The 22564-nt window shown below is 57.2% G+C and carries 20 protein-coding genes; 11 read left to right on the top strand and 9 right to left on the bottom strand.

Annotation, left to right across the window (positions count from 1 at the left end):
• Positions 1-284: 284 nt before the first annotated feature.
• The 5 genes from urtE to urtA form a co-directional block, all read right to left on the bottom strand.
• Complete coding sequence (gene urtE / locus FZF01_RS03470; RefSeq protein ID WP_150276686.1) at positions 285-974, bottom strand: urea ABC transporter ATP-binding subunit UrtE; 690 nt, start codon at positions 972-974, stop codon at positions 285-287.
• Between the two features lie 15 nt (positions 975-989).
• Positions 990-1730: an urea ABC transporter ATP-binding protein UrtD gene (urtD, locus tag FZF01_RS03465; protein ID WP_150276685.1), complete on the bottom strand. Its 741-nt coding sequence runs from the start codon at positions 1728-1730 to the stop codon at positions 990-992.
• A complete protein-coding gene (gene urtC, locus FZF01_RS03460; protein WP_150276684.1) occupies positions 1727-2863 on the bottom strand; it encodes an urea ABC transporter permease subunit UrtC in 1137 nt (378 codons plus the stop codon). The genes urtD and urtC overlap by 4 nt, the downstream gene beginning before the upstream one ends.
• A 27-nt stretch (positions 2864-2890) precedes the next feature.
• Positions 2891-3814: an urea ABC transporter permease subunit UrtB gene (gene urtB, locus FZF01_RS03455; RefSeq protein WP_150276683.1), complete on the bottom strand. Its 924-nt coding sequence runs from the start codon at positions 3812-3814 to the stop codon at positions 2891-2893.
• A gap of 75 nt (positions 3815-3889) precedes the next feature.
• Positions 3890-5134: an urea ABC transporter substrate-binding protein gene (gene urtA, locus FZF01_RS03450; protein WP_150276682.1), complete on the bottom strand. Its 1245-nt coding sequence runs from the start codon at positions 5132-5134 to the stop codon at positions 3890-3892.
• 439 nt (positions 5135-5573) lie between these two features.
• On the opposite strand from urtA, the gene fmdA reads away from it, so the two are divergent.
• The 5 genes from fmdA to FZF01_RS03425 all read left to right on the top strand — a co-directional run bounded on the left by fmdA (position 5574) and on the right by FZF01_RS03425 (position 11096).
• A complete protein-coding gene (gene fmdA / locus FZF01_RS03445) occupies positions 5574-6803 on the top strand; it encodes a formamidase (RefSeq protein WP_150276681.1) in 1230 nt (409 codons plus the stop codon).
• Between the two features lie 70 nt (positions 6804-6873).
• Complete coding sequence (locus tag FZF01_RS03440; protein ID WP_150276680.1) at positions 6874-7203, top strand: FmdB family zinc ribbon protein; 330 nt, start codon at positions 6874-6876, stop codon at positions 7201-7203.
• Positions 7204-7295: 92 nt separating this feature from the next.
• On the top strand, positions 7296-8927 hold the full coding sequence (locus tag FZF01_RS03435; protein ID WP_150276744.1) for a sigma-54-dependent Fis family transcriptional regulator: 1632 nt from the start codon (positions 7296-7298) through the stop codon (positions 8925-8927).
• A 33-nt stretch (positions 8928-8960) separates the two neighbouring features.
• Positions 8961-10007 (top strand): aliphatic amidase, encoded by a 1047-nt coding sequence (locus FZF01_RS03430; protein WP_150276679.1) that lies wholly within the window; start codon positions 8961-8963, stop codon positions 10005-10007.
• Between the two features lie 21 nt (positions 10008-10028).
• Positions 10029-11096: an AAA family ATPase gene (locus tag FZF01_RS03425; protein WP_150276678.1), complete on the top strand. Its 1068-nt coding sequence runs from the start codon at positions 10029-10031 to the stop codon at positions 11094-11096.
• A gap of 44 nt (positions 11097-11140) precedes the next feature.
• Here the strand turns inward: FZF01_RS03425 and FZF01_RS03420 are convergent, their stop codons facing one another.
• The 4 genes from FZF01_RS03420 to rpmE form a co-directional block, all read right to left on the bottom strand.
• Complete coding sequence (locus tag FZF01_RS03420; protein WP_150276677.1) at positions 11141-12403, bottom strand: malic enzyme-like NAD(P)-binding protein; 1263 nt, start codon at positions 12401-12403, stop codon at positions 11141-11143.
• Between the two features lie 97 nt (positions 12404-12500).
• Positions 12501-13943: a M48 family metalloprotease gene (locus FZF01_RS03415; RefSeq protein ID WP_150276676.1), complete on the bottom strand. Its 1443-nt coding sequence runs from the start codon at positions 13941-13943 to the stop codon at positions 12501-12503.
• Entirely contained in the window at positions 13943-14617 is a 675-nt protein-coding gene (locus FZF01_RS03410) for a thermonuclease family protein (RefSeq protein ID WP_223825366.1), read from the bottom strand. Before FZF01_RS03410 ends, FZF01_RS03415 begins: the two co-directional genes overlap by 1 nt.
• A 160-nt stretch (positions 14618-14777) precedes the next feature.
• Complete coding sequence (gene rpmE, locus FZF01_RS03405) at positions 14778-14990, bottom strand: 50S ribosomal protein L31 (RefSeq protein ID WP_150276675.1); 213 nt, start codon at positions 14988-14990, stop codon at positions 14778-14780.
• 194 nt (positions 14991-15184) lie between these two features.
• Between rpmE and FZF01_RS03400 the strand changes: the two genes are divergently transcribed.
• The 6 genes from FZF01_RS03400 to FZF01_RS03375 all read left to right on the top strand — a co-directional run bounded on the left by FZF01_RS03400 (position 15185) and on the right by FZF01_RS03375 (position 22370).
• Positions 15185-17401, top strand: coding sequence for a primosomal protein N' (locus FZF01_RS03400; protein ID WP_150276674.1), 2217 nt, complete (start codon positions 15185-15187; stop codon positions 17399-17401).
• Positions 17402-17504: 103 nt separating this feature from the next.
• Positions 17505-19250, top strand: a complete 1746-nt coding sequence (gene argS / locus FZF01_RS03395; RefSeq protein WP_150276673.1) for an arginine--tRNA ligase — start codon at positions 17505-17507, stop codon at positions 19248-19250.
• Between the two features lie 5 nt (positions 19251-19255).
• Positions 19256-19846 (top strand): SPOR domain-containing protein, encoded by a 591-nt coding sequence (locus FZF01_RS03390; RefSeq protein ID WP_150276672.1) that lies wholly within the window; start codon positions 19256-19258, stop codon positions 19844-19846.
• A 143-nt stretch (positions 19847-19989) separates the two neighbouring features.
• The gene (hslV, locus tag FZF01_RS03385; protein ID WP_150276671.1) at positions 19990-20520 is read left to right on the top strand and encodes an ATP-dependent protease subunit HslV; all 531 of its coding nucleotides are present in this window, start codon (positions 19990-19992) and stop codon (positions 20518-20520) included.
• Between the two features lie 19 nt (positions 20521-20539).
• A complete protein-coding gene (gene hslU, locus FZF01_RS03380) occupies positions 20540-21880 on the top strand; it encodes an ATP-dependent protease ATPase subunit HslU (RefSeq protein ID WP_150276670.1) in 1341 nt (446 codons plus the stop codon).
• 109 nt (positions 21881-21989) lie between these two features.
• Entirely contained in the window at positions 21990-22370 is a 381-nt protein-coding gene (locus tag FZF01_RS03375; RefSeq protein ID WP_150276669.1) for a gamma-butyrobetaine hydroxylase-like domain-containing protein, read from the top strand.
• Positions 22371-22564: the final 194 nt, after the last annotated feature.

The following is a 22564-nucleotide window of genomic DNA, read 5'->3' as shown; positions in this document are numbered from 1 at the left end:
CCCCGTCAACCGCTTCCTTGAAACTTTTCAGATCTCTCTGACTTACCCGAATCAGCGATCGTGCTGCTGTCTCGGTGGTCGCCGTATCATTAAAAAACAATCTACCCTGTCAACCCCTAAATTATCGCTAACTTATTGATTGTAAAGCGCTTTATACAAAGCGCCCTGACTGGGCAGACGCGCATTATAGGGGCTGGGATTTTTCCGTCAAGGCTTCTTTGCGTTTACCTGGCATAAAAAAACCCTCCACCCGTTTTCACGGGTGGAGGGTACGACCACGCTGGTCACACGGAGAGGTAACGGCTGATGTGCGCCCGGTCAATCTGGTCGCCACTTGCCTCATGTACGATGACGCCCTTGTCCATCACCAGCATCCGGTCAGCCACCGCCAAAGCGAAGCTGAGCACCTGTTCGGAAACCACGATACTGATTTTGCGCGCGTGCTTGATGTCGTTAAGCGTGCTTGCCAGCTGCTTGATGATAGAGGGCTGAATACCCTCGGTCGGTTCATCAAGCAGCAGGATCTTGGGATCAGCAGCCAATGCTCTTCCAATAGCCAGTTGCTGCTGCTGCCCACCGGAAAGATTACCCGCCTTGCGGCTACGCATCTCAAGAAGCACTGGAAACAATTCATATATGTCCCCCGGTACTTTCTTGCGCCCCGAGGCCTCCAGCCCAGCCATGATATTTTCCTCTACTGTCAACGTCGGAAATACCATTCGTCCCTGCGGCACATATGCGATACCACTAGCCACACGCTGGTAGGACTGGGCATTGCTCAGCTCCTTGCCATTGAAGGTGATACTTCCACTGTTACTCGGATGCATTCCGATAAGGGATTTGAACAGCGTCGTCTTGCCCATGCCGTTGCGACCCATTACTGCGACCGTTTCATTAGCTCCGACATCCAGCGAAATACCATGGATGACTTCGCTCATTCCGTAACTTACGTGCAAATCGCGAACAGTCAGCATGTTCGATTCCTTCTGTTAGTGGCCCAGGTAGACCTCGATGACCTTTTCGTTTTTCTGCACATCATCCATTTTACCCTCGGCAAGCAGCTTGCCCTGGTGCAATACAGTGACCTTGTTGGCGATGTCCTTTACGAAATCCATATCATGCTCGATCACGATCACCGATCGGTTATTGCTGATACGCCGTAACAGGTCAGCCGTCGCCTCACGCTCCGGCACACTCATACCCGCTACTGGCTCATCAAGCATGAGCAGCTCGGGATCCTGGATAAGAAGCATCCCTATTTCCAGCCACTGCTTCTGCCCATGACTCAAAAGGCCCGCACTGACATCCAGCCGCTCCTCTAGGAAAATATCCGCCGCCACTTCACAGACGCGCTGTGTGACGTGCTCGGTTGTCTTGAAGAACAGGCTGCCAAAGACGGTACGCCCGCCGGGGTAGGACAGCTGAAGATTCTCGCGCACAGTCAGATTTTCATAGATCGAAGGAGTCTGAAACTTCCTCCCCACGCCCGCCTTGACGATCTGGTTCTCCGCCAGCTTGGTCAACTCGGTATTCTTGAACATGATCGAGCCTGAAGAGGCACGTGTCTTACCGCATATCAGATCCAGCAAGGTTGTCTTCCCAGCACCGTTGGGCCCGATGACAACACGTACCTCGTTGCGCTCCACATAAAGGTTGAGACCATCAACTGCCTTGAAACCATCAAAGGAAACCGTGAGATCTTCTATTGCCAACAATATCGGTGAAGTCATGACTGTGCCTCCTGACCAGTACCCGGCTCACTTGCCTTTCTTTGCGAGCGCCCAAACAGTCGCGACAAATGCGGCCTGACGAAGTCGTTATAGATTCCGGCCAGTCCCTGAGGGAAGAGGAGAACCACGCCAATGAACAGCGCACCCATGAAGACGATCCAGAGCTGTGGGAAGGTTTCTGACAGCATTGTCTTGGCCAGATTGACCAACAGAGCGCCATATACTGCGCCTATCAGCGACAGCCTGCCGCCCACGGCACAAAAGATCACCATCTCGATTGAGGCTACCGTGCCTACGAAGGAAGGCGACATGAAGCCCACCTGCAAAGCAAACATGGCGCCACCGATAGCCGAAAATACCGCTGCCAGTGCAAATACAAAGATCTTTATATTGGCTACGTCGTAGCCGGAAAAACGCACTCGGTCTTCCTGGTCGCGCATGGCGATCAGCAGCTTGCCGAAACGGCTTTCCAATACGAACTGACCGATCAAAAGGCAAATGATCAGCGCGACGCAGCAGACGAAATACAATATGTAGCGCGCACTATCGGATCGGATATCCCAGCCCAGCAGCGTTCTCAGGTCAGTAATGCCATTGATACCTCCGGTATAACCCTGCTGACCGACGATAAGAATGGTCGCAATTGAGGCAATAGCCTGCGTGATGATTGCGAAATACACCCCGCCTACCCGACGCTTGAACATGGCAAAGCCAATAAAGAAGGCAATCAGAGCGGGTACGGTAAGCATAAGAATAATGGTCAGGGTAAGGCTGTGAAACGGTAACCACATCAAGGGCAACTCGGTGATCTGGTTCCAGTCCATGAAATCAGGAATACCCGGTGTGCTCTGTATCGATGTGAATTCCGGAGCCGACGATTCCAGCTTCAGGAACATCGCCATGCAATACCCGCCAACACCAAAAAAGATACCCTGCCCCAGACTCAGAATGCCCCCGTAGCCCCAACACAGCACCAGACCCACAGCAACAAAGGCGTAGGTCAGATACTTGCCCAACAGATTGAGCCTGAATATATCCAGGGTCAGGGGCAGAATGACCAGCAGTAAGACCGCCAACGCCAGCAGCTGCAGCAGCCGTTGACCTCCCCCAAATGCCGCTATCCATCTGTGCATATCAATAACCTCCAGCGGGCACGCCGATCACCGGCGTACCTTGCTTGCAAAGAGCCCCTGGGGACGAACCATCAGAATGCCGACCACGACCGTGAGAGTGATAACCTTGGCCATGGAACCGCTGAGGAAAAACTCCATAATCGATTGCGACTGAGCGATGCCGAATGCTGAGACCACGGTACCCAGAATGCTTGCAGCACCACCGAAGACCACAACCAGGAAGGTGTCGACGATGTACAGTGACCCCGTAGTCGGGCCGGTTGAAGCAATCGTGGTGAAAGCGGCTCCAGCAACACCGGCAATTCCGCAACCCAGTGCGAAAGTGAAACGGTCCACCCGCTGGGTATTGATGCCCGCCGCATTGGCCATGGCACGGTTCTGAGTAGTAGCGCGCACCTTTATGCCCCAGCGTGACTTGTACAGTAGCAAGGCAACCCCGAGGGTAATGAAGAAGGTGACGACCATCACGAACATGCCATTAACCGGGATATCGATGATATCGGTGGGAGCCCAGGAGCCCATCAACCACGGAGGAAGATTGACGCTCACTTCCCGCGGACCGAAACCGGAGCGAAAAGCCTGCTGCATGATCAGCCCCAAGCCCCAGGTTGCCAGCAGCGTATCCAGTGGGCGCTTGTATAATCGGCAAATCATGAGCCGTTCGACGAAGTAGCCAAGAATGAATGTCCCCGTAAAAGCCGCCAGAATGGCAATGGGGAAATAGATGTGCTCCATCCATGGCCAGATTTCGGTGCCTAGTACAGACACCAACCAGGTGATATAGGCGCCCAGGGTCAAGAACTCCCCGTGAGCCATATTGATAACACCCATCTGTCCAAAAATAATCGCCAGACCCAGTGCCATCAGCAGGAAAACACAGAACAGGCTAAGCCCACTGAACCCCTGCATGACAAAAATGGCCGTGAGTTCCTGCGAGGAATATCCGCCCATGTTCTCTCTCCTCGATTCGAAACGGTGCGGTCAACAAGGACCGCACCGATATTGACTTACGCTAATGGGAGGGACTTATTGATAACCTTCGGGGAAGGGGTTTGGCTCGATCAGCTCAGACTCGTAAACCACCTTGGCTTGACCGTCTGCCTGCCATTCGCCGACGCGCAGCTTGCTCCAGAGGTGATTGTTGCCGTGAATCTTCACGTAGCCTTCAGGCGCGCTGGTCAGTTCGATGTCCGGTGAAGCTGCTGAAACAGCATCGACGTCAAAGCTGCCGGCCTTTTCTACAGCCGCTTTCCACAGCCAGGGACCGAGATAGGCAGCCTGAGTAACGTCACCAATCACGCTGTCTTCACCCCAGCGAGCCTTGAACGCCTTCACAAATTCGGAGTTGTTGTCGTTTTCCAGCGACTGGAAATACTTCATGGAGGAATAGAACCCCACCATGTTCTCGCCACCAATGCCCAATACTTCGTCTTCGGTTACGGAGATGGTCATGATGGTCTGACGGTCAGCGGTGATACCAGCCGCATTCAACTGCTTCCACCAGGCAACGTTGGAACCCCCGACGATGCTGGAGTACACCACGTCAGGCTTCTTCAGGCGGATCTTGTTGATCAGCGAACCGAAGTTGGTGTTGCCCAGTGGGTAGTACTCCTCGCCAACCACGGTGCCACCCAGTACATTTTCGATGTGCTTGCGGGCGATCTTGTTGGAAGTACGTGGCCAGATATAGTCAGAGCCGACCAGGTAGAACGTCTTGGCGTCTTTCTCTTCAGCTATCCAGTCCAGGCCGGCAAGAATCTGTTGGGTTGCTTCCTGGCCTGTGTAGATTACGTTCTTGGATTGCTCAAGCCCTTCGTAGAACGTCGGGTAATAGAGCATCCCGTTTTCTTTCTCGAATACAGGCAGAACTGCTTTGCGTGAAGCCGATGTCCAGCATCCGAAAACGGCGGCTACTTTGTCCTGTGTCAGCAGCTTGCGGGACTTCTCGGCAAAGGTGGGCCAGTCACTGGCGCCATCTTCCTGCACGATCTCGATCTGGCGGCCTAGAACGCCGCCCATCGCGTTGATCTGCTCGATGGCCAGCATTTCTGCTTCGACCGAACCCGTTTCGCTGATGGCCATGGTGCCAGTAATGGAGTGCAGGATACCGACCTTGACAGTGTCATCGGTAACCGCCAGGCCGGTGGTATTAACCTTATCGGTCGGATAATCGGCAGCGCCGGCAATCCCGGTCACGCCCAAACCCGTGCCCAGCGCCAGCGCCAGCATGTGGCGCTTCCAGGCTGGCATCTTGCGTATCGATTCTTGCATAGGGTGAATCTCCTAGATGTGGGTAAAACCGGCAAGCAAATCCGCTGAACGGTTTGTCTACCTGTCAACACACCCTGAGCAACCCTTGTGCCAGCATGCCAAGGTCATCCATAAAATTATTAGCTGATGGATATAAATCCATAAATATCAGCAACCTATGCGCGCTACCAGATTAGGGAGCCGTAAAGCGCAGGGCTGGACTTCATCTACCCACGCCAACGGGACCTGACATTGTCATGACAATGTCCAGCCGATAGATCTGACATTGTCACATCCAGTGGCAGCCAGAAGCTGACATTAATTGACTATTGCTTTATATCGCATTGATTATTAACGATTTTTACTTTTAATGACAAAGCTGGCACGTCATCTGCTCTGGGATCATGACTGGCCAGAATCTGGCCGCGATTGCCATCACCCACACAGAGGATTCACAGTCATGGCCGAGACATTGATCAAGATCGATCTGAGCAAGAGCCCGAAGGAGCACGACACCATCCATAACCGCTGGCATCCCGATGTGCCGATGGTAGCGACAGTCAAGCCAGGTGACGACTTCATAATCGAGTGCATGGACTGGACCGGCGGGCAGATTGCCAATAACGACAGTGCCGATGACGTGCGCGACGTGGACCTGAGCAAGGTGCACTACCTTAGCGGCCCGGTTGCAGTAGAAGGTGCAGAACCCGGCGACCTGATGGTCGTGGATATCCTCGACCTGGGAGCCTTTGCCGACCAGATGTGGGGCTTCAACGGCGTATTTGCCAAGGAAAACGGCGGTGGGTTCCTGACAGAGCACTACCCGGAAGCGCGCAAGACCATCTGGGACTTCAATGGCATCTACACCAAGTCCAGGCATATTCCCGGTGTGGAGTTCATCGGCCTGATGCACCCCGGCCTGATTGGTTGTTTGCCTTCCCAGGAATTGCTTGATGAATGGAACAAACGCGAACAGGCCCTTATCGATACCGACCCGGATCGCGTGCCAGGTCTCGCCAACCCGCCCTACGCACCCACTGCCCATACCGGTCGCGCCACAGGCGATGTAGCCGCAAAGATTGCCAACGAAGGCGCCCGCACCGTGCCACCTCGGGAGCACGGCGGGAACTGCGACATCAAGGACCTGACCAAGGGGTCACGTGTGTTCTTCCCGGTTTATGTCAAAGGTGGCGGACTGTCGATGGGCGATCTGCACTTCTCCCAGGGCGACGGTGAGATCACTTTCTGTGGCGCCATTGAAATGGCTGGCTGGATCCACATCCGGGTCAATCTGATCAAGGATGGCGTGAAGAAATACGGCGTGAAAAACCCCATTTTCCAGCCCAGCGACATGGCACCAAGCTACAAGAAGCACCTGATATTCGAGGGTATTTCTGTTGATGAAAGTGGCAAGCAACATTATCTCGATGCCCACGTGGCCTACCGCCAGGCCTGCCTGAACGCCATCGAATATATGAAGAAATTCGGCTTCAGCGGCGCCCAGGCCTATTCATTGCTAGGTACTGCACCTGTCCAGGGTCACATCAGTGGCATTGTCGATGTGCCCAACGTATGCGCCACCCTGTGGATTCCCACCGAAATATTCGACTTCGACATCATGCCAAACGCAGATGGCCCGACGATCTCGGTCAATAGCCCGGAAGTACCGACCTCGAAATGGAATAAGTGATTCGGTCAGGCCGTCGTATCCATTTTGGTGCGGCGGCCACCCCCTTGAGCGCACAGTTAGAGAGCACATTATGCCCCTATACGATTTCGACTGCCCCCAATGTGGCGCTTTTGAAGCCTTGCTACCCAGTGCCGAACGCAATCTCCCTCGTGACTGCCCCGCCTGCGGGCAGACCATGCAGCGCCTGATAAGCGCGCCGCGGCTGCAGGTACTCAGTCGCCAGCAGCGTACAGCTCACGAAACCAATGAGCGCAGCGCCCATCAACCAAAAGTCAGCCATGGCCACGGGCACAGTTGTTGCAGCTCAGGTAAATGCACCCATCAGCCTCGCGCCGAAGGGCAGCCACCACCCCTGAAGCAACAGAGTGGTCCGCGACGTCCGTGGATGATCAGTCACTGAGCTAAACGCAAGCTAGCCGGTGCACGCCCAAGACGCAGGCCACAGGGGGCCAGTTCGTCCCCGATCCAAGGAGCCTGCATTCCGTGATAACCATGCCCGATGGGACAGCCCAGCAGATGAAGCGTGAACTGGTCGTGATTCTGGAAATGGCCAAGTTGTTGGAAAAGCCACTGGATGCTCCTCGAACCATACAGGGGATCCTTCGTCTGCTTTCGCAGCTGTATGGCCTCAACTGTGGAAGAGTCAGCCTGCCCGTGGCGGCGACCAACACCATGGAGGTGCGCTATTCCTACGGATTATCCCCAGAGGATCTCAAAGCCGGTCGATTTACTCTCAATATCAATCAGGGTGTGACCGGCTACGTCATGCGCACCGGCTCGATCGGCCTGGTCCCGGATGTTAACAAGGAGCCCCTATTCATCTACCGGGTTGCGGAGCTGTCGAACCATACCGGTGGACGGATGACCTTTATCGCAGTGCCTATCCTAGAGTCGGGAAGACCGATCGGTGTGCTGTCGGTTCAGCGCGAAGGCCTGCATGAAAGACCATTTGATGGTGACATCAGCCTGATGCGTATCGCTGCCTCAATGGTGGGGCAGGTACTGCGCATTCACCAGTTTGTCGTGGATCAAACCGCTCACCTGGTCAAGGAAAACCAGCACCTGCGCCACAGCATCGCGATCGAAGCCATGCTCAAGCAGAGTCTGGCCCACGGTATCCTGGGTACCAGCCCGGCCCTGATGGACGCTGTGCGTGCAACTATTCAGGTTGCTCGCAGTGATGCGCCGGTAATGCTGCTCGGCGAGTCTGGTACTGGTAAGGAAAAATTCGCGCGGATGACGCACCAGCAAAGCGACCGCCGCGAGAAGCCCTTCATCTGCATCAATTGCGCCGCCATACCCGCCGACCTGCTCGAATCAGAACTTTTTGGTCATGCAAAAGGTGCGTTCACCGGCGCCTCGCAGAACAAGCAAGGCAAGATCGTCCAGGCAGATGGTGGCACACTGTTTCTGGATGAGATCGGCGATATGCCACTGGCACTGCAAGCCAAGTTGCTGCGCGTACTACAGGAGAAAAAGGTCGATCCAGTAGGTAGCGACAGCGCCATCTCCGTAGACTTTCGCGTGATTACTGCCACCCACGTCAACCTGCAGGAATCCGTCAACCAGGGACGGTTTCGTCTGGATCTGTTCTACCGCCTGCATGTCGTGCCCGTGCAATTACCGCCGCTGCGTGAACGCCAGGAAGACATACGCCAGTTGGCGCTGCATTTTCTCAACGAGCTCAATCACCACTACGAACGTAACTGGAGCCTGGAAGCGAATGCCTTCGAGGTTCTCGAGCGTTTTGACTGGCCGGGCAATATCCGGCAATTGCAGAACGTCCTCGAGCGCACGGCTTTGACCAGTGACCAGGACTCGCTAAGCGGCGCAAAAATCAAGCACAGCCTCTCGTCTGAAAGTGCAATCAATCTTCCCCAGCATGCCAGCGGCGAGAAGCCTGGCATCAGCGGAACAGCCGAAACAACAGCATACCAACCAAGCGGACCCGGACAACGGCCCTATGGGCGTTCCTATAACTGGGTCAACCAGGATGAAGCCGCGCAGATTCGCGCGACGCTGGTAGACACCAATAACAACCAGTCCGAGGCGGCCAGACGACTCAACCTGAGCCTCAGACAATTGCGTTATCGGGTCAGCAAACTGGGGATTGACCTCAACTGACCTTCCCAACCCAAGCAAGCGGAGGATTAACCAATGCGTCATGGAGATATTTCCAGCAGCCCGGATACCGTGGGTGTCGCGGTAGTCAATTACAAGATGCCACGGTTGCATAGTCGTGAAGAGGTGCTGGCTAACGCTCGCAACATCGCGGATATGATCATCGGCATGAAAAAGGGCCTGCCCGGCATGGATCTGGTGGTGTTTCCCGAATACAGCACCATGGGCATCATGTACGACAACGATGAGATGATGGCCACCGCGGCGACCATTCCAGGTGACGAAACACGCATATTCAGTGAAGCCTGCAAGCAGGCTAAAACCTGGGGTATTTTTTCACTCACAGGCGAGCAACACGAGGAACATCCGCACAAGGCACCCTATAACACCCTGGTGCTGATTAATGATCAGGGTGAGATCGTGCAGAAATACCGCAAGTGCATTCCTTGGTGCCCGATCGAAGGCTGGTATCCCGGCGACCGCACCTATGTGTCGGAAGGCCCCAAGGGCATGAAAATCAGCCTGATTATCTGTGATGACGGTAATTATCCGGAAATCTGGCGAGATTGTGCAATGAAAGGCGCCGAACTGATTGTGCGTTGCCAGGGCTATATGTACCCCGCCAAGGAACAACAGGTAATGATGGCCAAGTCCATGGCCTGGGCCAACAACTGCTATGTGGCGGTTGCCAATGCCAGCGGTTTTGACGGCGTGTATTCCTACTTTGGTCACTCTGCGATTATCGGCTTTGACGGCCGCACCCTGGGTGAATGTGGCGAAGAGGACATGGGGATCCAGTACGCTCAGCTCTCGGTATCGCAGATCCGCGATGCACGGGCCAATGATCAGTCACAGAATCACCTGTTCAAGCTTCTGCACCGCGGCTACACCGGCGTGTATAACTCCGGAGACGGCGACCGTGGTGTGGCTGATTGCCCATTCGACTTCTATCGCACCTGGGTTCTGGACGCAGAAAAGGCGCGCGACGATGTCGAGAAGATGACTCGCAGCACCATCGGCGTCAAAGACTGCCCGGTCGGCGAGCTACCGCATCCGGGTAAGGACAAGGAAGCCGGCGCATGATGCTGACGAGTGGAGTCGGTAATGCCCTTTATCAATGAAGTGCTCGAGCACAACCAGCGCACGGGCGGCAACGCGCCGCCCGTGCGTCAATCGCGATTCCTGTTCGATCTGGACAAGGTCATGCAGCAGTTACGCTCGCGGATTACCGGACAGGATGCTGCGCTGGATGCGATAGCGGCGAGCCTGGCTCTGACCAAGGCTGAATTGGGCGACCCCCGCAAGCCACTGGCCGTCATGTTGCTCATGGGACCGACCGGGGTGGGCAAAACCGAAACAGTACGCCTGCTCGCAGAGGCCATTCACGGCCGGGCAGATGCTCTGTGCAGAATTGATATGAACACCCTGGCCCAGGAACATTACGCTGCCTCATTAACCGGGGCACCGCCGGGTTATGTCGGTAGCAAGGAGGGCAACACCCTATTTGATCGAGAGGCAATTGAAGGCAGTTTTGGCAAACCGGGCATCGTGCTATTCGATGAATTGGAGAAAGCCAGCGAACCAGTAACTCGCGCATTGATGAACATCTTTGACAACGGTCAGCTGCGACTCAGCTCCGGCACTACCACACTGGATTTCCGCAATAGCCTGATTTTCATGACCAGTAATATTGGCGCGCAGGCAATCTGGAACTGGCAGCAGCGCCAGCAAAACAGCTGGCGCCGCTGGTTACCGGAAAACTGGCGGGCACAGCAGGAGCATAAACAGCAGAAGCTGGCCCTGGAAAAAGCCTTCGCTCCGGAGTTTCTTAATCGGATTGATCAACAATTGATTTATCAGCGACTGACCGATGACCAAGTGACTGTCCTGGTCGAGCTCGCACTGGAGCGACTGAATAATCGGCTCGCCCGACACCAGGTGCAACTTGTCGCCAGGCCCGGATTGAAGAGCTGGCTGGGCGAGCAGGGCTTTGATCGTCGCTATGGAGCTCGCGCCATGGCCCGCTGCTTTCGTCAGTGGCTGGAGCCGGAGGTGGCGCATGCGCTGCTACAGAGTCCGGATCGCCCGCCAGGCTGCCTGCTTATCGCAGATCTGGCTGCCCAAAAGGATGGGATAGAAATTACCCTGGAGGCACCGGACACTATCAGCTGACACAAAAAAACCCGCCTGGGCGGGTTTTTTCTTACACAGACTCTTTACTTGCAGTCTTCTACCGACTTGAGCGGGTAGTGCGCTGGATAGGGCAGTGTAGCCACACCCGAATCAATGGCGGCCTGGGCGACAGCAGCCGGCACTTCCTCGATCAGGCGCACATCCATTGGCTTGGGAATGATGTATTCACGACCAAACTCCAGCTTGATACCGCCGTACGCTGCGGAAACGTACTCCGGCACCGGCTCCTTGGCCAGCTTGCGGATGGCGTGAACAGCAGCAATCTTCATTTCTTCGTTGATACGGGTAGCACGTACGTCCAGTGCACCACGGAAGATGAAGGGGAAGCCCAGTACGTTGTTGACCTGGTTAGGATAATCCGACCGACCGGTAGCCATGATCACGTCCGGACGCGAAGCATGGGCCAGCTCGGGATCGATTTCCGGATCAGGGTTGGAGCAGGCGAAGACGATGGGATTTTCCGCCATCAGCTTGAGCTCTGCCGGCTTGAGCAGGTTCGGACCGGAAAGGCCAACGAACACATCGGCACCCTTCATGGCGTCGGCCAGAGTGCGCTTCTCAGTTTCGGTAGCGAAGATGGCCTTGTATTCGTTCAGGTCATCACGGCCCGCGTGGATCACGCCTTTGCGATCGAGCATATAAATGTTCTCGACCTTGCAGCCCATGCTGACCAACAGCTTCATGCAGGCAATGGCCGCAGCGCCAGCACCCAGGCAGACGATCTTGGCATCTTCGAGCTTCTTGTCAGCCAACTCCAACGCATTGATCATCGCCGCGGCAGTCACAATCGCGGTGCCGTGCTGATCATCGTGAAAGACCGGGATGTTGCACTGCTCGACAAGCGCGCGTTCAATCTCGAAGCACTCTGGCGCCTTGATATCCTCAAGGTTGATACCGCCAAAGGTGCAGGAGATGCGACGTACTGTATCGATGAAGGCCTGGGGGCTTTCGGATTCGACTTCGATGTCGAAAACATCGATACCGGCGAAACGCTTGAACAGCACGCCCTTGCCTTCCATTACCGGCTTGCTGGCCAACGGACCCAGGTTACCCAGGCCGAGAATGGCTGTGCCATCGGAAATTACAGCTACCAGGTTACCCTTGCCGGTGTATTTGAAGGCATTGAGAGGGTCCTTGGCGATTTCGCGTACCGGCTCTGCAACACCCGGGCTGTAGGCAAGCGCGAGATCACGGGCAGTGGCGGTAGGCTTTGTCAGCTCGACGCTCAGCTTGCCCGGACGTGGGTTGGCATGATAGTCGAGTGCATCGGTTCTCAAATCAGACATGTTCAATATTCCGGTCAAGTTGCTTATGCGGGGTCGACGAGAATACAGAAAAGGACCTGTCTGAACAAGATCATTCACCGCATCAATGTCAAGGACATTATCTTACAACTTTGAGCCACTGCCCTGCCTCTGGCTGCCCGTCCGGCCAGTGCCCGTTTAGCAGGCGTAAACGCGCTTCTGCTTCATCGCCCAGCGGGCTGTTACGTGCCAGGCGCGCATAGGTATCACCCTTGCCCGTACGCACCAGGCGAATATGCAACGGCGCGGCCTTCTTGCGGTCAGCTGCACTCAGCCCGGAAAAACTGCGGATAACGCTGACAAATCCGCTATCGTGGCTTTCCAGCCGGGTCTGCCCACGGACCGCTCCGATGAACAGAAACAACTGGTCTTTGCGCAGGATCGCCCCCACGCGGCGGGGGCTCTGACCCGGCAGAATAGCCATGACCCCCTGATAACCGGAACCGGAAAACCTCTCCTCCTGAACGAGCCGTTGTTGGCCTCCCGCACGCTGGCGCAGCAGCTCGCTAACATCCGATCCTGCATTCGCAGTCTCAAGCGTCATTGCAATGAACGCACTTTCATCAGACGTATGACCGATAACCACATCCGGGCGGTTGAGAACAGTCCAGCCCGAGGGGTAGTCAAGCCGCATATTCAATGGCACATGATAAAAGCGTTGATCACGGACGACGCCCTGCGCTTCGCTGTCACCGTAGACCATTCCCTCGATCGCCTTGAGGTAAACGTCGCGCCCGATGCGCTGGCTGTCGCCAGTGGATAATGCCTGGGCCTGCCCTACCACCTGTTGCAACCGTTGATCGTGGGTGGGGTGACTGGCAAAAAGGCCGTGGTAACTTTCAACCTTCTTGCCCCGTGCTTCGGCTTGTTGTCTGGCATAGGTGTCCTGATCCTTGAGTACTCCTATGACCTCCAGTACGGCGTCCGGTCGATAGCCTGATCGGGCCAGATATTCGGCGCCCAGGCCGTCCGCTTCCAGCTCCATGTCGCGGCCATAGCCCGAGACCAGAGCGCTGCCGAGCATATTGCTGAGGTCACCTGCGGCAGGGATCCCCGTACCAATTGTAACCAGTTGGCCCAGCAAGCTCGACCCCATGGCCATGCTCTGCTGACGCACGCCATGACGGGCTGTCACATGACCGATTTCGTGCCCCAGTACAGCGGCCAGCTCGGCTTCAGAGTTCATATAGGCCATCAGCCCACGGTTCATATAGACAAACCCGCCTGGCAAGGCAAACGCATTGATATCCGCAGAGTCAACGACCTGAAAACGGTACTCGAGGTTACTGCGGTGACTGTTGCGCGCCAGCTCTTCGCCAATGTTTTGCACATAAGCCTGCAGCGCGGGATTATCCACCATGGGCATCTGCTGACTGATTTGCGCATTGGCCTGACGGCCCATCGCCAGCTCCTGATTCTCGGACATCATCACGAAGTCCTGCTTGCCGGTAACCGGATTGACCGCACAACCCTGAAAAAGCACAAGTGTAAAAGCCAAAACAAGGAAGCATGTCGAACGCATCAGTCGATCTCCAGCATGAAGGGATGGCGCACTGGCAGCATGAACCTTTTATACGTTTTTGGCGATTGCCCTTTACGCTGGCGATCCACTACCCAGCCGCGTGCCTCCACATGGCGACCAACCCAGCGACGGGGGGAGCCTTCAATGAGGTTGGCGTCAAAGGCCTCGCGCTCGTCCCGACCGATGCGCAGGGTAACCGGCCCGTCAAGATCCAGCCATAGATGGCCACCGCCTTCGGAAGCCGACTCAACACGCCCCTTGATAATGGTAAACCCTCCCTCCTCCAATGCCGAGGCGCGGATGACCGGTGAGCGACTCCAGATCCCGCGATCAAGGCTGCGAGCTTGTCGCTCAGCCAGGCCATGGCAGTCAGCCATTGCGTCATTGGGCGGGACCACCAGAGCAAAGCCCAGGCCCTCCTTCAACATCTGTGCTTCGATATTGCTACCGTCGGCCGCATGGAGATGAGCCAGAATCCGACCGTAGCGATCACTTGGCTCCTCACCCGTGTACATCCGTAGCCCGGAAGCCTCGACCAGTTGCTGCAAGCGTTTTTTCGCCGCCTGGGCAAAGGGCTCGGCCGGCTCGCCACGTCGACCCATCTCGGGAGTGTCGATGCCGATCAAGCGCACGCGACGGCCGTCAGTCAGCTCTAACGTATCGCCGTCAATCACAAAGCGGCTGCTTACTTCGCTGCCTCTGCCAATCGGCGCGCAGGGATCTGCCTGCACAGCGGGAGCAAACAGCCAGGCAACAAAAAAGGCGCTCCAGAGGAGCGCCTTTCTGTTCGCTTGTCTTATAGCCAGCACTTTCGAGCGGCCAGACAAACTGATGTTACTTGGAGCTGACGGCGCCGAAACGCTGCTTGAAGCGCTCGATCCGGCCACCGGTGTCGAGGATCTTCTGCTTGCCGGTGTAGAAGGGGTGGCACTCGGAGCAGACGTCCAGGTGAATACCGCTTTGCAGTGTGGAACGGGTCTTGATCACGTTGCCGCAGCTGCAGGTAGCTTCGATTTCCTGGTAAGTAGGATGCAAATCAGCTTTCATGGATATTTCCTCGGTAGGTGTGCCGCCACCCGATCGACTTGATCTGGCACCGCACTGTGGTTGTCTGCCGGTTCCGACGCCAATGCGCAGAGACCTTAAAATAGGCCAGCGATAATACCAGAAACGGACGCCAACGCAAGTCTCATGCGAATCAGCCCGTAATGCTAACATGCCTGGCTAACCAAGGAGCGAATGTGTCCGGTCCCATACTGCAGGTCGCACTGCCCTCGCCACTGCGACGACTCTTCGATTACCGCGCGCCCGGCGGGGCGCACGCAAAAGACCTGCGTCCAGGCCAGCGCATTCGTGTGCCCTTCGGCCAGCGTCAGATGGTGGGCGTCATTGCCTCGTTGAGCGATGCCTCGGACGTCCCCCCCGCGCGATTAAAGCGTGCCGTCGAACTGATCGACCTTGAGCCACTACTGCCCGAAACCCTATGGCAGCTGTGCTGCTGGACCGCCAGCTACTACCAGCACGGACTCGGCGACACCCTGAGTTGCGCCCTGCCCACACTCTTGCGCCAGGGCGAGCCAGCCATTGCACGCCAGGATCGCCTCTGGCAGCTGCTACCCGGGGCCTATCCCGAGCATCCGGCGATCAGCCGCGCTGCCAAACAGAAACAAGCCGTGCAGCTGCTGGCCAAGCACCCCCATGGTCTCTCCCACGCACTGACCGCACAGTGGGGGCTGAGCCGCGACACACTGGAAGCGCTGGAGAAAAAAGGCCTGGTTCAACGTATCAGCCAATCTCATCACCACACCAATGAGCCGCTTCCGCTATTACGCGAGCCCCGGCTGACACCCAACTCGCAACAAGTCGCCGCGTTGGACGCTATAAAGGCACAGTCAGGTTTCACCGCATGGCTCCTCGACGGGGTCACTGGCAGCGGCAAGACCGAAATTTATCTTCAGGCCATAGAGCACTGCCTGGGCGAAGGCCGTCAGGTGCTGGTGCTGATTCCCGAGATCGGCCTCACGCCTCAAACCCTGGAGCGCTTTCAACGCCGCTTCAGTGTGCCGGTGGTGATCCTGCACTCTGGCCTCAACGACCGCGAGCGCCTGGATGCATGGGTCGCAGCCCGGGATGGAGAAGCCGGTATCGTGATCGGTACCCGCTCGGCGATATTCACCCCCCTGGCACGGCCCGGCCTGATCATTGTCGACGAAGAGCATGACCTGTCTTTCAAGCAACAGGAAGGGCTGCGCTATAACGCCCGTGACCTGGCGGTTTATCGCGCATATCTGGAGAAAACCCCAATCATTCTCGGGTCTGCCACACCCTCACTGGAAAGCCTCTATAACGTCAGACGCGGACGCTACCAGCACTTGCGCCTCACGGAACGCGCTGGCAATGCAAAGCCGCCCACCTTTCAATGCATCGACATCCGCAGCCGCAAGCTGGAGGCAGGACTGTGTCGTCCGATGATCGAAGCCATTGGCGAGCATTTGAGCAAGGGCAACCAGGTGCTGGTATTTATCAACCGCCGCGGTTTCGCACCCACGCTGATGTGCCACGACTGCGGCTGGATGGCTGAATGTACCCGTTGCGATGCGCGCATGACGGTGCATCAGTCGCCGCCAAGGCTGCATTGCCACCACTGCGACAGCCAACGGCCAGTTGATACGGAATGTCCAAAATGCCAGAGCACCGAGCTGCGCTCCATCGGCGCAGGTACCGAGCGGACCGAGGAACATCTGGTCAGCTGTTTTCCGGAGTTTCCGGTGCTGCGTATTGATCGCGAAAGCATGTCACGTAAGAAGGCTATGCAGGACATGCTGGCGCGCATCCAGACCGGCCAGCCCTGTCTGCTCGTCGGCACTCAAATGCTGGCAAAGGGGCACCACTTTCCAGACGTCACACTGGTCGCCATCCTGGATGCCGATGGCGGGCTGTTCTCTTCGGACTTTCGCGGCCCCGAGCGCATGGCCCAGATGATCACCCAGGTGGCCGGGCGCGCCGGTCGGGCGGAAAAGCCCGGGCAGGTATTGATCCAGACCCACATGGCCGAACATCAGTTGCTGATCGATCTGACCGAGCATGGCTATGCCACCATAGCCCAGAACGAACTGAATGGCCGGGAAAAGGCCGGGCTGCCTCCCTGCAGCTTTATCGCACTGCTGCGCGCCGAGGCCAATAACGCGGCTATCGCCAATGAGTTTCTTGAATCAGCCTGCGAGCTTGCCGAGCAGCTGTGCGTTGATCTGGCCCTTGAGAAAGTCGACCTGCTCGGTCCGGTCGCATCACCGATGGAACGACGCGCCGGGCGTTACCGCGCCCAGTTGCTGGTACAGGCGCCCCATCGCTCCGCATTGCACCAATTGTTACATCACTGGCTGATAAGCCTGGAGAGCCACAGCCTGGGCCGCAAGGTGCGCTGGTCGATTGATGTCGATCCGTTGGACATGTTCTAGGATTGTTCCCGCGGCCACGCGGCCAACACAGATTTGGCAATCCCCGGTCGAACGCGGATAATGGCCGGCTTTCCACAGGCACATGCCGGATACCCGATCGCTTATGAAGAACCTTATCAGTCAGTTGCTCGCCAGCGCCGTCACTCGCCTGCAGAATGAGGGCGTACTGCCCGCCGACCTGATCCCCTCGATCCAGGTCGAGATAGCTCGAGACAAGGCACACGGCGACTTTGCCAGCAATCTGGCCATGACCCTGGCCAAGCCTGCGAGAATGAAGCCCAGGGATCTGGCCGAAAAGATCGTCGCTGCCATGCCCGAACACGAGGCCGTTGCAGAGATCGGCATCGCCGGCCCGGGATTTATCAATATTTTCCAGAGCAAGCAATGGCTCGCCGCCCGATTGGATGAAGCCCTGCAACATGAGCGGCTCGGCGTACCGGCAGCCCACCCGGTACAACGCGTCGTAGTGGATTACTCATCACCCAACCTGGCAAAGGAAATGCACGTCGGTCATTTACGCTCGACGATCATTGGCGACGCTGTGACCCGGGTTCTCGAATACCTTGGACACGAGGTGGTGCGCCAGAACCACGTAGGCGACTGGGGCACCCAGTTCGGCATGCTACTGGCCTACCTGGAAGAACACAGCGTAGACGCAGAGGCCGAGCTGGCTGATCTGGAAAACTTCTATCGCCAGGCCAAGCAGCGCTTTGATGAAAGCCCCGAATTCGCTGACCGTGCCCGTGAGCGCGTTGTCCAGCTGCAGGCCGGCGACCCACAATGCCTGGCGCTATGGGAGAGATTCAATCGCATCTCGCTGGGGCACTGCCAGGCCGTATACGAACGCCTCGGCGTCAGTCTGCGTACCGCTGATGTGCGCGGCGAGAGCGCCTACAACGATCAGCTTGCCAGCGTAGTGGACCAGCTTCGCACCACAGGTCTACTAACGGAAAGTCAGGGCGCCCAGTGTGTATTCCTCGAGCAGTTCAAGAACGCCGAGGGCAATCCCCTACCAGTGATTATCCAGAAGGCCGGCGGCGGTTACCTGTATGCGACGTCAGACCTGGCCGCCATGCGATACCGCCATAGCGCGCTTGGAGCTGATCGCGTGCTGTACTTCGTCGACCAGCGCCAGGCCCTGCATTTTCAGCAGGTATTTGCAGTTGCCCGCCTGGCCGGTTTTGTACCCGAGAGCATGCAGCTTGAGCACATGGGTTTTGGCACCATGAACGGCCCCGATGGGCGGCCCTTCAAGACGCGCTCCGGGGGCACAATCAAGCTTACGGATCTGCTCGACGAAGCAGAGGAGCGGGCACACCAGTTGGTCGCACAAAAGAATCCCGAGCTGGCTGAAAACGAGCTGAGACAGATTGGCCACGCGGTAGGCATTGGGGCGGTAAAATACGCCGACCTGTCCAAACACCGCAGCAGTGACTACAACTTCAACTTCGAGCAAATGTTGAGCTTTGAAGGCAATACTGCGCCATACCTGATGTATGCCTACACCCGTGTCGCCAGTGTGTTCCGCAAGCTCGAACGCAGCATGGAGCACGTTGACGACCTGGGTGCAATGCAACTCCAGGAACCGGCCGAGGTCGAACTCGGTGCACACCTGTCACAGTTCGCCCAGACACTGGATTATGTCGCCCGGGAGGGCACGCCTCATGTACTCTGCCACTACCTGTATGAACTGGCTGGCCGGTTCTCCAGTTTCTACGAGCTGTGCCCGATTCTGGCGGCTGAAAAACCCGCCGACCGCGATAGCCGCCTAAGGCTGGCAGCCTTGACCGGCCGGACTCTGCAGCAGGGACTCAACCTGCTCGGCATCGACACCCTGGAGCGCATGTAAGCAGTATGGCCAAAGCACGCAAAGCCCCCAGACGCGGCGCAAGCCGTCAGCAGCCCGCACCTCGACGCCCGGTTCCAGGCTGGCTCTGGCTGGTCAGCGGACTGGCCATTGGTCTGTTCGTGGCCTTTCTGTTGCAGTTAGAGCCTGGAAGCGAGACCGTCAAACGTGACAAGACGCCACCACCGCCGCCCCCGAGCCAGAGCAGCAAGGCAAGCGAGGAGCCACGCTACGACTTTTATACGTTGCTGCCCGAGTCGGAAGTCATAGTGCCACAGGGCGCTGTGACACCGGAACCTCCCGCAGACGAAGGCACTACGCAGAGCTCAACCGAAACGACCACGGAAACCGGCACCCGTTTCTTTCTGCAAGCGGGTTCCTTTCGCAAGCAGTCCGAGGCTGATAGGGTCCGGGCTCAGATTCTACTGCTGGGTCTGGATGTGCGGCTGGAAGACGCACGGCTCGATAGCGGTGATGTCTGGTACCGCGTGCAGGTGGGCCCCTATACCGACCGCACCAAGCTGAGCCAGGCTCAGCAGGTCCTGACCGGAAACGGATTCGACAATCTGTTACTGCAGCAGCGCGACGCCAAGCCCTGATAGCAGCCCTGTTCGGGGCTGTTCCGGCAGTACTAGCCAGAATCGAAACTTGAAATAGTCATGGGCGCCCCAAGATAGATTGAAAGGGGCGTGTTCAGGCGTGCCCTGCTGCTTCACTCAGACCAGCCAACCAGGAGTTGCGCGTGACTACAATCGTTTCAGTTCGTCGACACGGCAAGGTCGTGATTGGCGGCGATGGCCAGGTTTCCCTGGGCAATACCGTCATGAAGGGCAACGCCCGCAAAGTACGCCGGCTTTACAAGGACCAGGTCATCGCCGGGTTTGCCGGCGGCACCGCCGATGCCTTTACGCTCTTCGAGCGCTTCGAAGCCCAGCTGGAAAAACACCAGGGCAACCTGGTACGTGCTGCGGTAGAGCTGGCCAAGGACTGGCGCACCGACCGCGCACTGCGCCGTCTCGAAGCCCTGCTGGCCGTAGCCAACAAGGATGCATCCCTGATCATCACCGGTAACGGCGATGTGATTGAACCCGAAGAAGGGTTGATCGCCATCGGCTCCGGCGGCCCCTTCGCCCAGTCTGCTGCCACCGCCCTGCTACGGCATACCGAGCTGTCGGCCCGCGAAATAGTCGAATCGAGCTTGAACATTGCCGGTGAAATCTGCATCTATACCAACCACAACCAGACAATCGAGGAGCTGGACGCCAATACCTGAGGCGGCCGGAATCACAAGCATGTCCATGACCCCACGCGAGATTGTCCATGAACTGGACCGCCACATCATCGGCCAGCAGGACGCCAAGCGAGCCGTCGCCATCGCCCTGCGTAATCGGTGGCGGCGTCAGCAGCTGCCCGATGCATTGCGTAACGAGGTGACCCCAAAAAACATTCTGATGATCGGCCCGACCGGTGTCGGCAAAACCGAAATCGCCCGGCGCCTGGCCAAGCTCGCCCAGGCTCCGTTCATCAAGGTGGAAGCTACCAAGTTTACCGAGGTCGGTTACGTCGGCCGTGACGTTGAGTCGATTATTCGCGACCTGGTTGATGCAGCGCTGAAGATGCTGCGGGTGCAGGAAATGGCCAAGATGGGGCACCGCGCCGAGGATGCAGCCGAAGAACGGATTCTAGATGCGCTTCTGCCGCCAGCCCGGCAGGGTGCCAGCGACCAGCCAGCAAGGGAAGATAACAGTACCCGCCAGCTGTTTCGCAAGCGGCTGCGCGAAGGCCAGCTGGATGACAAGGAAATCGAGATCGACGTGGCTGACACTCCTGTCGGCGTTGAGATCATGACCCCGCCGGGCATGGAAGAAATGACCAGCCAGTTGCAGAACATGTTCTCCAGCTTCGGCAAGGACAAGCGTAAAACGCGCAAGCTGACCGTCAAGGAAGCATTCAAATTGATTCGCGACGAGGAAGCCGCGCGCCTGGTCAATGAGGAAGAGCTGAAGTCCAAAGCCATAGAAGCGGTCGAGCAGAACGGCATCGTGTTTCTCGACGAAATCGACAAGGTCAGCAAACGCGCAGACAGCGGCAGCGGTGCCGATGTCTCACGTGAGGGCGTTCAGCGCGACCTGCTGCCGCTGATCGAAGGTTGTACGGTGAATACCAAGTTCGGCATGGTCAAGACCGACCATATCCTGTTCATTGCGTCTGGCGCGTTTCACCTCACCAAACCCTCGGATCTGATTCCCGAACTGCAGGGTCGTCTACCCATCCGGGTTGAACTCAAGTCCCTGACGCCGGGCGACTTCGAACGCATTCTCACTGAGCCTGATGCGTCTCTGACCGAACAATATCGTGCGTTGATGCATACCGAAGGTCTGACCATTGAGTTTGCCGACGATGCCATAACCCGGCTTGCAGAAATTGCCTGGCAGGTGAACGAAAAAACTGAAAACATCGGCGCACGCCGCCTGCACACGGTGCTGGAACGATTGCTGGAAGAGATCTCCTTCAATGCAGGAGACCTTGCGTCCAAGCAGGACGGCTCGGCAATAGTGATCGATGCCGCCTACGTGGACAAGCATCTGGGCGAGCTGGCGGTCAACGAGGATCTGTCGCGGTATATTCTCTAACATGAGCCGCAAGCGACAAGCTGCAAGCCACAAGCAGACCGTGTGCACCGCACAAGCTGCTGTTCGACTTGTCGCTTGAAGCTTGCCGCTTGAAGCTAAAAGGCCTCCCATGCCCGCACCCATCCCCACCTCTATCAAGCTGCAGAAAGCCTCGCGCAGCCTGCGCCTGGCGTATGCCGACGGCAAGGAGTACGCGCTGCCGGCCGAATATCTGCGGGTCTACTCCCCCTCCGCCGAGGTGCGTGGCCATGGCAAGCCGGTGTTACAGACAGGAAAGCAGCATGTGAGTCTGGCCGGCATCGAGCAGGCCGGTCGTTATGCGTTAAAACTGATCTTTGACGATGGCCACGACAGCGGCCTGTACACCTGGGACTATCTTCACGAACTTGCGGTCAATCAGGAAAGCCGTTGGCAGTTCTACCTGGACCAGCTGGAAAAGGCCGGAGCCAGTCGCGATCCGCACACCAGTGCGGTCCGTTTTATTCCCTGAAATGGGTGCCCTGCCCGCCCTTGCCCTTTTCGGCTCCATAGCCGTCCTGCCTGAATTGCCAAATAAAATCCTTTTAACAGCAGCATCAGGCCATGCTAACTTGTCTCAGACGAACACACTTTAGGCAGCCTGAACATATCCGCCCGGCTGCCCCACCGTATTCCTGACCCTTCAGCCCAGGCTGAAACTGCTAC

The organism is Halopseudomonas salina (genome assembly GCF_008641105.1).
Note: the sequence above shows the minus strand (reverse complement) of the source record. Positions and strands in the feature narration are given on the sequence as shown.

Coding starts and splice junctions, on each gene's coding strand:
- urtE (WP_150276686.1), bottom strand. CDS start 974: ATGCTGACTGTTCGCGATTTGCACGTAAGTTACGGAATGAGCGAAGTC.
- urtD (WP_150276685.1), bottom strand. CDS start 1,730: ATGACTTCACCGATATTGTTGGCAATAGAAGATCTCACGGTTTCCTTT.
- urtC (WP_150276684.1), bottom strand. CDS start 2,863: ATGCACAGATGGATAGCGGCATTTGGGGGAGGTCAACGGCTGCTGCAG.
- urtB (WP_150276683.1), bottom strand. CDS start 3,814: ATGGGCGGATATTCCTCGCAGGAACTCACGGCCATTTTTGTCATGCAG.
- urtA (WP_150276682.1), bottom strand. CDS start 5,134: ATGCAAGAATCGATACGCAAGATGCCAGCCTGGAAGCGCCACATGCTG.
- fmdA (WP_150276681.1), top strand. CDS start 5,574: ATGGCCGAGACATTGATCAAGATCGATCTGAGCAAGAGCCCGAAGGAG.
- FZF01_RS03440 (WP_150276680.1), top strand. CDS start 6,874: ATGCCCCTATACGATTTCGACTGCCCCCAATGTGGCGCTTTTGAAGCC.
- FZF01_RS03435 (WP_150276744.1), top strand. CDS start 7,296: ATGCCCGATGGGACAGCCCAGCAGATGAAGCGTGAACTGGTCGTGATT.
- FZF01_RS03430 (WP_150276679.1), top strand. CDS start 8,961: ATGCGTCATGGAGATATTTCCAGCAGCCCGGATACCGTGGGTGTCGCG.
- FZF01_RS03425 (WP_150276678.1), top strand. CDS start 10,029: ATGCCCTTTATCAATGAAGTGCTCGAGCACAACCAGCGCACGGGCGGC.
- FZF01_RS03420 (WP_150276677.1), bottom strand. CDS start 12,403: ATGTCTGATTTGAGAACCGATGCACTCGACTATCATGCCAACCCACGT.
- FZF01_RS03415 (WP_150276676.1), bottom strand. CDS start 13,943: ATGCGTTCGACATGCTTCCTTGTTTTGGCTTTTACACTTGTGCTTTTT.
- rpmE (WP_150276675.1), bottom strand. CDS start 14,990: ATGAAAGCTGATTTGCATCCTACTTACCAGGAAATCGAAGCTACCTGC.
- argS (WP_150276673.1), top strand. CDS start 17,505: ATGAAGAACCTTATCAGTCAGTTGCTCGCCAGCGCCGTCACTCGCCTG.
- FZF01_RS03390 (WP_150276672.1), top strand. CDS start 19,256: ATGGCCAAAGCACGCAAAGCCCCCAGACGCGGCGCAAGCCGTCAGCAG.
- hslU (WP_150276670.1), top strand. CDS start 20,540: ATGTCCATGACCCCACGCGAGATTGTCCATGAACTGGACCGCCACATC.
- FZF01_RS03375 (WP_150276669.1), top strand. CDS start 21,990: ATGCCCGCACCCATCCCCACCTCTATCAAGCTGCAGAAAGCCTCGCGC.